The organism is Burkholderia sp. 9777_1386 (assembly GCF_015712265.1).
GTDB classification, from domain to species: domain Bacteria; phylum Pseudomonadota; class Gammaproteobacteria; order Burkholderiales; family Burkholderiaceae; genus Burkholderia; species Burkholderia cenocepacia.
The window spans coordinates 185,080-197,788 of the sequence record NZ_JACCQB010000005.1 but is presented as its reverse complement, the minus strand read 5'-3'; the positions used below and the strand labels follow the sequence as shown (position 1 = coordinate 197,788).

General features: G+C 67.8%; 14 protein-coding genes. 5 read left to right on the top strand and 9 right to left on the bottom strand.

Going from position 1 to position 12,709, the window contains the following annotated elements:
- Window positions 1–6: 6 nt before the first annotated feature.
- Window positions 7–399, top strand: coding sequence for a 30S ribosomal protein S9 (gene rpsI / locus H0X91_RS06890; RefSeq protein ID WP_006476904.1), 393 nt, complete (start codon window positions 7–9; stop codon window positions 397–399).
- Window positions 400–625: 226 nt separating this feature from the next.
- The gene (gene erpA / locus H0X91_RS06885; RefSeq protein WP_006476903.1) at window positions 626–997 is read left to right on the top strand and encodes an iron-sulfur cluster insertion protein ErpA; all 372 of its coding nucleotides are present in this window, start codon (window positions 626–628) and stop codon (window positions 995–997) included.
- A gap of 107 nt (window positions 998–1,104) precedes the next feature.
- Here erpA and H0X91_RS06880 read toward each other — a convergent pair whose 3' ends face one another.
- Window positions 1,105–2,253 (bottom strand): anhydro-N-acetylmuramic acid kinase, encoded by a 1,149-nt coding sequence (locus H0X91_RS06880; RefSeq protein ID WP_058902140.1) that lies wholly within the window; start codon window positions 2,251–2,253, stop codon window positions 1,105–1,107.
- A 142-nt stretch (window positions 2,254–2,395) separates the two neighbouring features.
- Between H0X91_RS06880 and tyrS the strand changes: the two genes are divergently transcribed.
- Genes tyrS through H0X91_RS06865 form a run of 3 tightly spaced genes read left to right on the top strand, consistent with a single transcriptional unit; the run spans window position 2,396 to window position 4,778 of the window.
- Entirely contained in the window at window positions 2,396–3,637 is a 1,242-nt protein-coding gene (tyrS, locus tag H0X91_RS06875; protein ID WP_006483424.1) for a tyrosine--tRNA ligase, read from the top strand.
- The gene (gene dtd, locus H0X91_RS06870; RefSeq protein ID WP_006483442.1) at window positions 3,634–4,092 is read left to right on the top strand and encodes a D-aminoacyl-tRNA deacylase; all 459 of its coding nucleotides are present in this window, start codon (window positions 3,634–3,636) and stop codon (window positions 4,090–4,092) included. The genes tyrS and dtd overlap by 4 nt, the downstream gene beginning before the upstream one ends.
- A gap of 23 nt (window positions 4,093–4,115) precedes the next feature.
- Entirely contained in the window at window positions 4,116–4,778 is a 663-nt protein-coding gene (locus tag H0X91_RS06865) for a histidine phosphatase family protein (protein WP_006483446.1), read from the top strand.
- 61 nt (window positions 4,779–4,839) lie between these two features.
- Here H0X91_RS06865 and H0X91_RS06860 read toward each other — a convergent pair whose 3' ends face one another.
- The 8 genes from H0X91_RS06860 to dusB form a co-directional block, all read right to left on the bottom strand.
- Complete coding sequence (locus H0X91_RS06860) at window positions 4,840–5,964, bottom strand: ParB/Srx family N-terminal domain-containing protein (protein ID WP_196432920.1); 1,125 nt, start codon at window positions 5,962–5,964, stop codon at window positions 4,840–4,842.
- Between the two features lie 153 nt (window positions 5,965–6,117).
- A complete protein-coding gene (locus H0X91_RS06855) occupies window positions 6,118–7,071 on the bottom strand; it encodes an oxygenase MpaB family protein (protein ID WP_006497524.1) in 954 nt (317 codons plus the stop codon).
- A 23-nt stretch (window positions 7,072–7,094) separates the two neighbouring features.
- The gene (gene ruvB / locus H0X91_RS06850) at window positions 7,095–8,165 is read right to left on the bottom strand and encodes a Holliday junction branch migration DNA helicase RuvB (protein WP_006483430.1); all 1,071 of its coding nucleotides are present in this window, start codon (window positions 8,163–8,165) and stop codon (window positions 7,095–7,097) included.
- A 108-nt stretch (window positions 8,166–8,273) separates the two neighbouring features.
- Entirely contained in the window at window positions 8,274–8,855 is a 582-nt protein-coding gene (ruvA, locus tag H0X91_RS06845; protein WP_006483429.1) for a Holliday junction branch migration protein RuvA, read from the bottom strand.
- 174 nt (window positions 8,856–9,029) lie between these two features.
- Entirely contained in the window at window positions 9,030–9,572 is a 543-nt protein-coding gene (ruvC, locus tag H0X91_RS06840; RefSeq protein WP_006476894.1) for a crossover junction endodeoxyribonuclease RuvC, read from the bottom strand.
- 154 nt (window positions 9,573–9,726) lie between these two features.
- Complete coding sequence (gene purH, locus H0X91_RS06835; protein WP_006483450.1) at window positions 9,727–11,292, bottom strand: bifunctional phosphoribosylaminoimidazolecarboxamide formyltransferase/IMP cyclohydrolase; 1,566 nt, start codon at window positions 11,290–11,292, stop codon at window positions 9,727–9,729.
- A gap of 44 nt (window positions 11,293–11,336) precedes the next feature.
- On the bottom strand, window positions 11,337–11,570 hold the full coding sequence (locus tag H0X91_RS06830; RefSeq protein ID WP_006476892.1) for a Fis family transcriptional regulator: 234 nt from the start codon (window positions 11,568–11,570) through the stop codon (window positions 11,337–11,339).
- Window positions 11,567–12,634 (bottom strand): tRNA dihydrouridine synthase DusB, encoded by a 1,068-nt coding sequence (gene dusB / locus H0X91_RS06825; protein WP_006497523.1) that lies wholly within the window; start codon window positions 12,632–12,634, stop codon window positions 11,567–11,569. The genes H0X91_RS06830 and dusB overlap by 4 nt, the downstream gene beginning before the upstream one ends.
- Window positions 12,635–12,709 lie beyond the last annotated feature (75 nt).

The window sequence follows — 12,709 nt, the reverse complement described above, 5'->3', positions numbered from 1 at the left end:
GCCCACATGATCGGTAACTGGAACTACGGCACGGGCCGCCGCAAGAGCGCTGTCGCACGTGTCTTCATCAAGGCTGGCAAGGGCGACATCATCGTCAACGGCAAGCCCATCGCTGACTACTTCTCGCGCGAAACGTCGCTGATGATCGTGCGTCAACCGCTGGAACTCACGAACCACGGCCAGACGTTCGACATCAAGGTGAACGTCAACGGCGGCGGCGAAACGGGTCAGGCAGGCGCAGTGCGCCACGGCATCACCCGTGCGCTGATCGACTACGATGCGACGCTCAAGCCGTCGCTGTCGAGCGCAGGCTTCGTCACGCGCGATGCGCGTGAAGTCGAGCGTAAGAAGGTCGGTCTGCGCAAGGCACGCCGCGCAAAGCAGTTCTCGAAGCGTTAATTCCGCTTCATGGCCTCGCCGCTTTCGGGTGGCGTCCGCCGGAAAAACCGCCAGCTTCACGCTGGCGGTTTTTTTATGCGCGCTGTTTCCCGCGCCCGGGCCGCTGCGGCGGCCGCCCGCGCGGGCACGCTTGATGAAATCGACAAGAACCTATTGATTTCATGGACTTCAGCACGATCTTCTGATCGGCCCTACAATAGCGGCTAAAGCTTTTTGGAGAGTTCGAATGAACGCTGTTACCGAAACCGCAGCAACGACGACCGATATGCCGCTGCCGTTCGTCTTCACCGACGCCGCGGCCGACAAGGTCAAGCAACTGATCGACGAAGAGGGCAATCCCGACCTGAAGCTGCGCGTGTTCGTGCAGGGTGGCGGCTGCTCCGGCTTCCAGTATGGCTTCACGTTCGACGAGGAAGTCAACGAGGACGACACCGTGATGAACAAGAACGGCGTCCAGCTCCTGATCGACTCGATGAGCTACCAGTACCTGGTCGGCGCCGAGATCGACTACAAGGACGACCTCAACGGCGCCCAGTTCGTGATCAAGAACCCGAACGCGACCACCACCTGCGGGTGCGGTTCGTCGTTCTCGGTCTGAGCGCGCGACAGATTCGCGCCGGTTCGCCGGAATGAAAAACGGGGCTTCATGCCCCGTTTTTTTATGCGCGCTCGCGCTGCAGCGCTCGCCGCGCGGCGGATATCGCGTCAGCGCGGATAGAGCGCGCCCAGCACGCGGTTGCCGGCTGCGCCGGTGACCGTCGCGAGATTGCCGGGCTGGCGCGCGGTGAAGCGGTACGCGAGCCACGCGAACGCGAGCGCTTCGACCTGCTGCGGTGGCACGCCGAGCGCGGCCGTCGTATCGACGGTGGCCGGCACGCCGGCTTCACGCAGCGCGTGCCGGAGTGCGTCGAGCAGCACCGGATTGCGTGCGCCGCCGCCGCATACGAACACGGCCTTGCAGCCGGGTGCGTGCTGCGCGACTTCGCGCGCCACCGACACGGCGGTGAGCGCGGTGAGCGTCGCCTGCACGTCCTCCGGTGCGACCTGCGAGAACGCGGCGAGCTTCGCATCGAGCCACGCGGGATTGAACAGGTCGCGTCCGGTGCTTTTCGGCGGCGGCGCGGTGAAATACGGTTCGTCGAGCAGCGCAGCGAGCAGCGCCGCGTGGACGGTGCCGCGGGCGGCGAATTTGCCGCCGTCGTCGTACGGCTTGCCCAGATGGCGGGTCGCCCATGCGTCGATCAGCGCATTGGCGGGGCCGCAGTCGAAGCCGCGCACGTCGCCGCCCGCGCCGGGCAGGATCGTGATGTTGCTGATCCCGCCGAGATTGCAGACGACCCGCGTTTCGCCCGGTGCGCCGAACACCGTCGCATGGAACGCGGGCGCGAGCGGCGCGCCGTGACCGCCGGCGGCCACGTCGCGGCTGCGGAAATCGGCGATCACGTCGAGCTGCGTCAGTTCGGCGAGCAGCGCCGGATTGTTGAGCTGGCGCGTATAGCCGCGCTCGGGGCGATGGCGCACCGTCTGGCCGTGCACGCCGATCGCGCGGATCTCGTCGCGCGACAGGCCGGCCGTGCGCTGCAGTTCGTGACAGCACACCGCATAGCGCGTGACGAGCGCATTCGCCGCGAGCGATTCGCGGTCGATCTCGTTGTCGCCGGGCTGCTGCAGCGCGAACAGCGCGTCGCGCAGCGATTGCGCAAAGCCGACGAACGCTTCCGCGAGCACGACCGGCGCGCGGCCGGCCTCGAAACGCACGGCGACGCCGTCGACGCCGTCCATGCTGGTTCCCGACATCAGCCCGAAGTAGATGCCGTCTGCCGGATGGGCAGGCTGCGGCTGTCGTTGCGGCACGTTGGGTTCTCCTGGATCGTGCGGCGCGGGCCGGTGCCGCGCGCCTTGCGCCCGATTATCCGCGTAACGTGACGCGTCGTTAAGCGATGCGCGCGCAAGTTATGGGAAAATCCCTGTTTTTGCGACATTCTTCCTGGCACCGATGAGCACCGAACCCAGTTCCAAGCCCGTTTTCCCGATCACCGACGAAGTCCGGCATGCGCTCGCCGTCACGAAGCGCGGCGTCGACGAGCTGCTGATCGAGGAAGAGTTCGCGCAGAAGCTCGCGCGCAGCGCAGCCACGGGCACGCCGCTGCGCATCAAGCTCGGCCTCGATCCGACCGCACCGGACATCCACATCGGCCATACGGTCGTGCTGAACAAGATGCGCCAGCTGCAGGATCTCGGCCATACGGTGATCTTCCTGATCGGCGATTTCACGTCGCTGATCGGCGATCCGTCGGGTCGCAACGCGACGCGCCCGCCGCTCACGCGCGAGCAGATCGAATCGAACGCGAAGACCTACTTCGAGCAGGCCGCGCTCGTGCTCGATCGCGACAAGACCGAGATCCGCTACAACAGCGAATGGTCGATGCCGCTCGGCGCGGACGGGATGATCAAGCTCGCGTCGCGCTACACGGTCGCGCGGATCCTCGAGCGCGAGGATTTCACGAAGCGCTTCCAGGGCGGCGTGCCGATCTCGATCCACGAATTCCTGTACCCGCTGATGCAGGGCTACGATTCGGTCGCGCTGAACGCGGATCTCGAACTCGGCGGCACCGACCAGAAGTTCAACCTGCTGGTCGGCCGCGAACTGCAGAAGCAGTACGGCCAGGAACAGCAGTGCATCCTGACGATGCCGCTGCTCGAAGGCCTCGACGGCGTCGAGAAGATGTCGAAGTCGAAGGGCAACTACGTCGGCATCAGCGAGAAGCCGACCGACATGTTCGGCAAGCTGATGAGCATCTCGGACACGCTGATGTGGCGTTACTTCGAGCTGCTGTCGTTCCGCAGCCTCGACGAGATCGCCGGCTTCAAGCGCGAGGCCGAAGGCGGTCGCAACCCGCGCGATTTCAAGGTGCTGCTCGCGCAGGAAATCGTCGCGCGGTTCCACTCGCAGCCCGACGCCGAGCGCGCGCTCGAGGACTTCAACCACCGCGCGAAGGGCGGCGTGCCGGACGACATTCCGTCGGTCACGCTGGCCGGCGCGCCGCTGGCGATCGGGCAGTTGCTGAAGCAGGCGGGCCTCGTGCCGTCGACCAGCGAAGCGCTGCGCAACATCGAGCAGGGCGGCGTGAAGATCGACGGCGCGACCGTGTCGGACAAGGGCCTGAAGGTCGAGGCCGGCGAGTTCGTCGTGCAGGTCGGCAAGCGCCGCTTCGCACGCGTCACGCTGACCGCATGATCGCGCTGATCCAGCGTGTGACGCGCGCCGACGTGCGCGTCGGCGGCCGGACGACGGGCGAGATCGGCGCGGGCCTGCTCGCGCTGGTCTGCGCGGAGCGTGGCGATACCGAGGCCGCGGCCGACAAGCTGCTCGCGAAGCTGCTCGGCTACCGCGTGTTCAGCGACGCAGCCGGCAAGATGAACCTCCCGGTATCGAACATCGACGGCGAAGGCCGCGCGGGCGGGCTGCTGCTCGTGTCGCAGTTCACGCTGGCAGCCGATACCAACAGCGGACTGCGTCCGAGCTTCACGCCGGCCGCGCCGCCCGACGAAGGCGCGCGGCTGTTCGACTATTTCGTCGCCGCCGCGCGGGCGCGCCATCCGGTCGTCGAGACGGGCGAGTTCGGCGCCGACATGCAGGTGTCGCTCGTCAACGACGGCCCCGTGACGTTCTGGCTGCAAGTGCGGCCCTGATTCTTCCCCGGAGATTCGCCGCGATGGCCACCACGCAGATTCTTTTCATCCGCCATGGCGAGACGGCCTGGAACCGCATCAAGCGTATCCAGGGGCATATCGACATCCCGCTGGCCGACACCGGGCTCGAGCAGGCGCAGCGGCTGGCGGCGCGGCTCGCGAGAGAGGCGCGCGACGGCGCGCGGATCGACGCGGTGTATTCGAGCGACCTGATGCGCGCGCAACAGACCGCGCAACCGTTCGCCGATGCGCTCGGGTTGCCGCTGCTGCTGCGCGAAGGGTTGCGCGAGCGCTCGTACGGCGCATTCCAGGGGCACGACAGCACCGAGATCGAGGCGCTGTTTCCGGACGCGTATGCGGCCTGGCAGACGCGCGACCCGGGCTTCGCGCCGGAGGGCGGCGAGTCGCAGCGTGCGTTCTATCACCGCGTGCTGCATGCGCTCGAACCGATCGTCGCCGCGCATCCGGGCGGCCGCATCGCGTGCGTCGCGCACGGCGGCGTGCTCGATTGCGTGTATCGCTTCGCGAACGGGATCGAGCTGTCGGCGCCGCGTACCTATCAGCTACTCAACACCAGCATCAACGTCGTCGATTACGTGGATGGTCGTGCGCAGGTCGTGCGGTGGGCCGACGTGTCGCATCTCGAAGCCGCGAGCGACGACGACGGGTACCGCAAGGTGCTTTGAGCGCGCCACCCCCGTCCGGCATGGCCGGCCCGGGGTGCCCTGTCTTCCTTTCGGGTGGTGCTTACTGCGGCAGCCCGTGACGCGTCTTGTAGTCGAGCGCGTACGCGATCTTGCCGGGCTTGTCGGCCGTGATCGGCTGGCGCAGCTTGTCGAATTCCCCCTTGCTGTATTTCTTCCCGCCGTTGATCGCATCGGCGCGCCCGAGGTCGGCGCCCGTCTTGCCGTCGATCACGGGGTCGGTGGCCGCGACCATCCGCGTCGATGCGTTCCAGACCGCATTCAGGTAGCCGGTGTCGGCCTTCGCCGGGTCGGGATCGGTCGTGCCGCCGCGCGTGAGGTCGTAGCTCGCCAGCGCGAACGTGCCGGGCTGCGCGCGCAGCCAGTCGGCCCAGTAGAACTCGAGGTAGTCGGTTGCTTGTGCGGGCTTGCTGTAGCCGATGTCGCGCGTGAAATAAACGAGCGAGCGGTAGCGGTCGTTCGTCATCCCGAGTGTCAGGCCGAGGCCGGTCGGCAGTTGCGCGGTCGTGATCGGCTTGCCTTCGCCGTTCTTCAGGCGCAGGTAGCCGCGGCTTTGCATCTGCTGCCAGAACGCGTCGCCCGAGTAGTCGCTGAGGTTGTCCTTGACGACGACGTGCACGTGCAGCGCCGGGCCGCCGTCGGGCGTCTCGTAATAGGTCGACAGGCCGTGGTGGCCGTCGGTCAGGTACAGCGCGTCGCCGTTCGGGCCGATCACGACGGGGTTCAGCACCGAGCGGTCGCGGGCGTTCGCGTCGGTCGTTGCGCACGTGTAGCTGGCCGGCTCGCGCAGCGACGATCGGGCCGTGTAGCCGCTTGATGCGACGCCGCCGAGGCCTTCATCCGCGCAGAAGTCGTCGAACTTCTTGTCGGGCTGCAGTTCGTAGCGGCCGAGCTTGTAGTAGATCTGGTCGTAGCCGATCGCACCCTGCGTCGGATGGAGATCGCCGAGCGTGACGTCGATCAGGTCGCCGGCGCGGGCCGCCTTCCACTTGCCCGGTGGCGGGGTGGTCGTGGCGGGCGGCGTGGGAGCCGGCGTCGTCGTGCCGCCGGATGGCGGTTGTGCGTCCGTGAGTGCGACGGCGACGACGTCGTCGCCGCCGCACGCGGCGAGGGCGAAGAGGGTGGACAGGCTGGCGGCAAGGGCGAAACGGATCGGCAGGCGTGGCATCGCGGGCATCGGGTGTCGGTAGCGGGTGGCGGGACACCGCGCGGGCCACGGGCGTGCGTGACAGGCAGGACGTGCGACCGTGCGCGGGTGCAAGCCCGTCAGCTTGTCACAGGTATTTGACGGTAAATTGAAATGATCCGAACAAGCGGATCGTCAGGCTGGCGGAGTGTCGTCGGACGGGGTGGCCGTCGCGCGGCGGCGCGCACGCTTCGACGCGCCGTTGACGAGCGCCCAGCGCAGCACGGGGGCGACCGCGCGAATGCCGGGCCGGACCACCGCGCGCCGCAACGGCGCGAACGTCGACACGCCGAGCATGCGCTGCGCCCACGGCGGCAGCAGGTCGATCCCGGCATGCATCACCAGCGACGCGGCAGGCCGCAGCGCGGGCCTCGCGACCGGCACGTTCAGCAGGATCGACATCACGTCGAAGGTACGCGGCCCGGCTTCGAGTTCGGGCAGCATGCGCGCGAGATAGGCCGCCACCTCGGCGCGTGAACGAGGGACCTCATCGGCGCCGAGCAGCTCGGCGATCAGTGCCGTCTCCGCGTAGTAGCGGTCCTGCAGTTCGCCCGGCAGCGCCGGATTCACGTAACGCAGATGCGCGGCGAGGAAGCTCGACACTTCCGCGACGTGCACCCAGGTCAGCAACGCGGGATCGTCGGCGCGGTACGGCCGGCCATCCGGCGCGCTGCCCGTGACGCGCGCATGGATCGCTTTCACGCGCTCGATCAGCGCGAGCGCGTCCGCGCGGCTGCCGAACGTCGTCCCCGTGATGAACGTGGCGGTGCGCCGCAAGCGGCCGAAGATGTCGGTGCGGAACGACGAATGATCCCAGACGCCCGCGAGCGCGAGCGGGTGGAGCGCCTGCAGCAGCAACGCGGCGATGCCGCCCGTCATCATCGACGTGAAATCGGCATGCACGCGCCAGCAGACGGCGTCGGGGCCGAACAGCCCCGGGTCTCCGGGCGGAGACGAGAGATCGATCGACGGGCCACCGCCGCCGGCCGTCAGGTGCGTGATGCCGGCCACGAGCCGCTTGCGGATCGGCTCGGCCCAGCGCGGGCCGGGCGCGGGCGCGGTGGGGTGGCGGCTGGGCGGCGTCGTCATGGCGGTGCGGCTCGGGCGACGGATTACTTCCCGTCGGGGGTATCCCACTCGTCGCGTTCGGGGCGGCGCGCGTCGGGTACCGACAGCCCGAAGTGGCGATACGTGAGCAGCGTCGCGACGCGCCCGCGCGGCGTGCGCTGCAGGAAGCCCTGCTGGATCAGGTACGGTTCGAGCACGTCCTCGATCGTGTCGCGCTCCTCGCCGATCGCCGCCGCGAGGTTGTCGATGCCGACCGGGCCGCCATCGAACTTGTACAGGATCGCTTCCAGCAGCTTGCGGTCCATCAGGTCGAAGCCGACCGGATCGACGTCGAGCATCGCGAGCGCGGCGTCGGCAACCGCCGCGGTGATCTGGCCGTCGGCCTTCACTTCCGCGAAGTCGCGCACGCGGCGCAGCAGCCGGTTCGCGATCCGCGGCGTGCCGCGCGAGCGTTTCGCGATTTCCAGCGCGCCGTTCGGATCGATCTGCGCATTCAGCAGCGACGCCGAGCGCCGTACGATGCGCGACAGTTGATCGGCGTCGTAGAACTCAAGGCGCGCGACGATCCCGAAACGATCGCGCAGCGGGTTGGTGAGCATCCCCGCGCGGGTGGTCGCGCCGACCAGCGTGAACGGCTGCAGGTCGAGCTTCACGCTGCGCGCGGCCGGGCCTTCGCCGATCATGATGTCGATCTGGTAATCCTCGAGCGCCGGATACAGGATTTCCTCGACGACCGGCGACAACCGGTGGATTTCGTCGATGAACAGCACGTCGTTCGCTTCGAGGTTCGTCAGCAGCGCGGCGAGATCGCCCGCGCGCTCGAGCACGGGGCCCGACGTCTGGCGCAGGTTCACGCCCATCTCGCGCGCGATGATGTGTGCGAGCGTCGTCTTGCCGAGACCCGGCGGCCCGAACAGCAGCACGTGGTCGAGCGGCTCGGAGCGGCGCTTCGCGGCTTCGATGAAGATCTCGAGCTGGCCGCGCACCTTTTCCTGGCCGACGTAGTCGTCGAGCTGGCGCGGTCGCAACGCACGTTCGAACACCTCCTCGTGCGACGAGGCAGGTGTGGCGGCGATGATCCGCTGCTCGGTGGCGAGTTTGTCGGTTTCAATCATGCGGCCATTGTACCGCGCGACGCAGCCCGGGCCACCTGGCCGAACGGCCGACTGGCGAGCGCCGCGCGGCGGCGCGACACTGGCTTCGACGGCCGGATCGAGCGCGCGTTACGCCTTCGACAATGCCTTCAGCGCGAGCTTGATGCCTTCGGACACGCCGGTGCCGGCCGGTACGTTCTTGATCGCGGCAAGGCCTTCCTTCTCGGAGTAGCCGAGCGCCAGCAGTGCGTTGAGGATGTCGGTCGCGTGGTCGGACGGCGACGCGGCGCCGGCGAGCGCGCCGAGGTCGGCGCCGAGCTTGCCCTTCAGTTCGAGCAGCAGGCGCTCGGCGGTCTTCTTGCCGATGCCGGGCAGGCGCGTGAGGCGGGCGGCGTCCTGCATCGTCACGGCCTGCGCGAGTTCCTGCACGCTCATGCCGGACAGCACGGCGAGCGCCATGCGCGCGCCGATGCCGGTGATCTTCAGCAGTTCGCGGAAGGTCGTGCGCTCCTGCTGCGTCAGGAAGCCGTACAGCAGGTGCGCGTCCTCGCGGACGATCTGCTGCGTGAGCAGCACGACGCGTTCGCCCGTTTGCGGCAGGTTGTAGAAGGTGCTCATCGGCACGTCGATTTCGTAGCCGACGCCGTTGCAGTCGACGAGCAGATGAGGCGGGTTCTTTTCGAGCAGGATGCCGGCGATGCGACCGATCATGGAGGACGGGATGCGAGGAAGAAAGCGCGAGTGTAGCGCACGCGCGGCGCAATGCCGATGGGCGCGGCCGTCAGGCCGAAGCGGCGCGGGTCGCGCGCATGGCGGGCGCGGGCAAACCGGGCAAGGCGGCCAATGCAGTCGAGCCGACGTGCCGGGCCGCGGTGTGCAGCGGCGTCAGCCGACCAGTCTGCCGCGCCGCACCCGCAGCCCTTTCTGCGCGAGCGCCGGCGCGAGGCCGCCCAGCGTGCTGAGCGTGTTGCCGCCGTGCGCATGGCAGATCGCCATGCCGAGCGCGTCGGCCGCGTCGGAGCCGGGCTGGCCGGACAGGTTGAGCAGCCGTGTGACCATTTCCTGCATCTGCGTCTTGGTCGCACGGCCGTAGCCGACCACGGCCTGCTTGAGCTGCAGCGCCGTGTATTCGGCGACCGGCAGGCCACCCGCGACGAGGCCGCAGATCGCGGCGCCGCGCGCCTGGCCGAGCAGCAGCGTCGACTGCGGGTTCACGTTGACGAACACCTTTTCGATCGCGGCCTGGTCGGGCGCGTGTTCGCGCACGATCGTCGACACGCCCTGGAAGATCGTGCCGAGCCGGGTGGCCAGGTCGGCCGTCGGCGTGCGGATCACACCGCTCGTGACATAGGCGAGCCGGTGGCCGCTGACGTCGATGACGCCGAAGCCGGTGACGCGCAGGCCGGGGTCGATGCCGAGAATTCGCATGAGTGAGGAGAGTGGCGTGATGCAGCGATACTACAACGAATGGTGCGGCCAACCGGTCGCCCGGTCGTGCGCGAAGGCGTCGCGCAATAAAAAACCCGGCGGGGATGATGCCGCCGGGTTCCGGTGCAGCGGCCGCGCGGGCCGCGTGCGGCGATCAGTGACGGAAGTGGCGCACGCCCGTCAGGATCATCGCGATGTTGTGCTCGTCGGCTGCCGCGATCACTTCGTCGTCGCGCATCGAGCCGCCCGGCTGGATCACGCAGGTCGCGCCGGCCGCCACGACGACGTCGAGGCCGTCGCGGAACGGGAAGAACGCATCCGACGCGACGGCCGAGCCGGTCAGCGTCAGGCCGGCGTTCTGCGCCTTGATGCTCGCGATGCGGGCGGAATCGACGCGGCTCATCTGGCCGGCGCCGACGCCGAGCGTCATGCCATTGCCGCAGAACACGATCGCGTTCGACTTCACGTACTTCGCGACGCGCCATGCGAACAGCAGGTCGTCCATTTCCTTCGGCGTCGGGTGCCGCTTCGTGACGACGCGCAGCTCGTGCGGCTGCACGTTCTTCGAATCGAGCGACTGCACGAGCAGGCCGCCGCCGACGCGCTTCAGGTCGAATGCGTTATGGCCGTCGCCCAGCGCGATTTCGAGCAGGCGCACGTTCTGCTTCGCGGCGAACACCTGCTTCGCGGCGTCGGAGAACGACGGGGCGATCAGCACTTCGACGAACTGCTTCGCAACGGCTTGCGCGGCCGCTTCGTCGACTTCGCGGTTGAACGCGATGATGCCGCCGAATGCCGAGGTCGGGTCGGTCTGGAAGGCCTTCGCGTACGCGTCGGCCGAGTCGTTGCCGACCGCGACGCCGCACGGGTTCGCATGCTTGATGATCACGCAGGCCGGCGCGTCGAACGTCTTCACGCATTCCCACGCCGCGTCCGAATCCGCGATGTTGTTGTACGACAGTTCCTTGCCCTGCAACTGGCGGTAGTTCGCCAGCGCGCCGGCCGGCGCCGCGAGGTCGCGGTAGAACGCCGCGCTCTGGTGCGGGTTCTCGCCGTAGCGCAGGTCCTGAACCTTGTCGAACGCCAGGTTCAGCGTGGCCGGGTACGCGCTGCGCGATGCGTGCTTCAGCTCGTCGGTCAGGCTCGTCAGGTAGTTCGTGATCGCGCCGTCGTATTGCGCGGTGTGCGCGAACACCTTCGTCGCGAGGCGGAAGTTGGTCGGGTAGCCGACCGTATTGCCGTTCGCCTTCATTTCATCGAGCACGACCGCGTAGTCGGCCGGATCGACGACGACCGTCACGTCGCGGTGGTTCTTCGCGGCCGAGCGCAGCATCGTCGGGCCGCCGATGTCGATGTTCTCGATCGCGTCGGCGAGCGTGCAGTCGTCCTTCGCGATCGTCGCGACGAACGGATACAGGTTCACGACGAGCAGGTCGATCGTCGGGATGCCGTGCTGTTCGAGCGCCTGCATGTGCTCGGGCAGGTCGCGGCGCGCGAGGATGCCGCCGTGCACCTTCGGGTGGAGCGTCTTCACGCGCCCATCGAGCATTTCCGGGAAGCCCGTGTAATCGGCCACTTCGGTCACGGGCAGGCCCGCGTCGGCGAGGAGTTTCGCGGTGCCGCCCGTCGACAGCAGCTTGACGCCGAGGTCGGACAGCGACTTCGCGAAGTCGACGATGCCGGTCTTGTCGGAAACGGAAATGAGCGCTTGCTTGATCATGATGGAACCACCAATAGCCAGGGAAACGGGGACGGGACGGCCGCCTACAGCAGGCCGTGCTGCTGCAGCTTCTTGCGCAGCGTATTGCGATTGATGCCGAGGTACTCCGCGGCGAGCGACTGGTTGCCGCCGGCCTGTACGAGCACGACCTCGAGCATCGGCTTTTCGACGCAGGACATCACCATTTCATAGACGTCGTGCGGATTGGAGCCGTCTAGATCCCGGAAATACACGTCCAGGCTCTCGCGGACACATTGTTCGATGTTGTGCTTGCTCATGCTGCTAACTGGTTATGGTCGTCCGACTCGCCCTGGCCGTTTTCCTCTTCGTCGTCGACGTAGACGAGGTGGTCCGACAGCGCCTTTTGCGCCTCGAAGAATGCATTGACGGCGGCGAGTTGCTCGCGGGTGGAATCGAGCGTGTTCATTCGGTGCCGGAACCCGTTGGCACCGGAAAGGCCGCGAGTGTACCAGCCGATGTGCTTGCGCGCAGTACGGACGCCGGTGAATTCGCCATAGAAAGCGTAGTGGTCTTCCAGGTGTTCGTTCATCACGTGCTGGATCTCGTCGATCCGCGGCGGGGGCAGCAGCTCGCCGGTTTGCAGGAAATGATCGATTTCGCGGAACAGCCACGGCCGGCCTTGCGCGGCGCGACCGATCATCAGCGCGTCGGCGCCGGTTGCATCGAGCACGGCCTTCGCCTTGGCGGGCGATGTGATGTCGCCGTTCGCGACGACCGGAATCCGCACGGCCGCCTTCACGGCCGCGATCGTGTCGTACTCGGCGTCGCCCCGGTACAGGTCGGCGCGCGTGCGGCCGTGCACGGTCAGCATCGAGATGCCGGCTGCCTCGGCCAGGCGCGCGACCGTGATCGCGTTCTTGTGCTCGCGGTCCCAGCCGGTGCGGATCTTCAACGTGACGGGCACCGCATCGGGCCCGGTACCGACCGCCGCGACGACCGCCTCGACGATCCGCTGCACGAGCGGCTCGTTCTGCAGCAGCGCGGAGCCGGCCGCGACGTTGCAGACCTTCTTCGCCGGGCAGCCCATGTTGATGTCGATGATCTGCGCGCCGTTGTCGACGTTGTAGCGGGCCGCTTCGGCCATCATCGCCGGATCGGCGCCGGCGATCTGCACCGCGATCGGCTCGACTTCGCCTTCGTGGTTCGCGCGCCGCATCGTCTTCGCGCTTTTCCACAGCTGCGCGTTCGACGCGACCATCTCGGACACGGCGTAACCGGCCCCCAGCCGTTTGCACAGCTGGCGGAACGGACGATCCGTCACCCCGGCCATCGGGGCGACGAACAGGTTGTTACGCAATACGTGAGGGCCGATAACGGGCATCGCAATGGCGCCGCCCGCGGCACGCGCGGGCAGGGGAAGGGAAGACGGAAAACGGGCATTTTACCGTATTCCCAT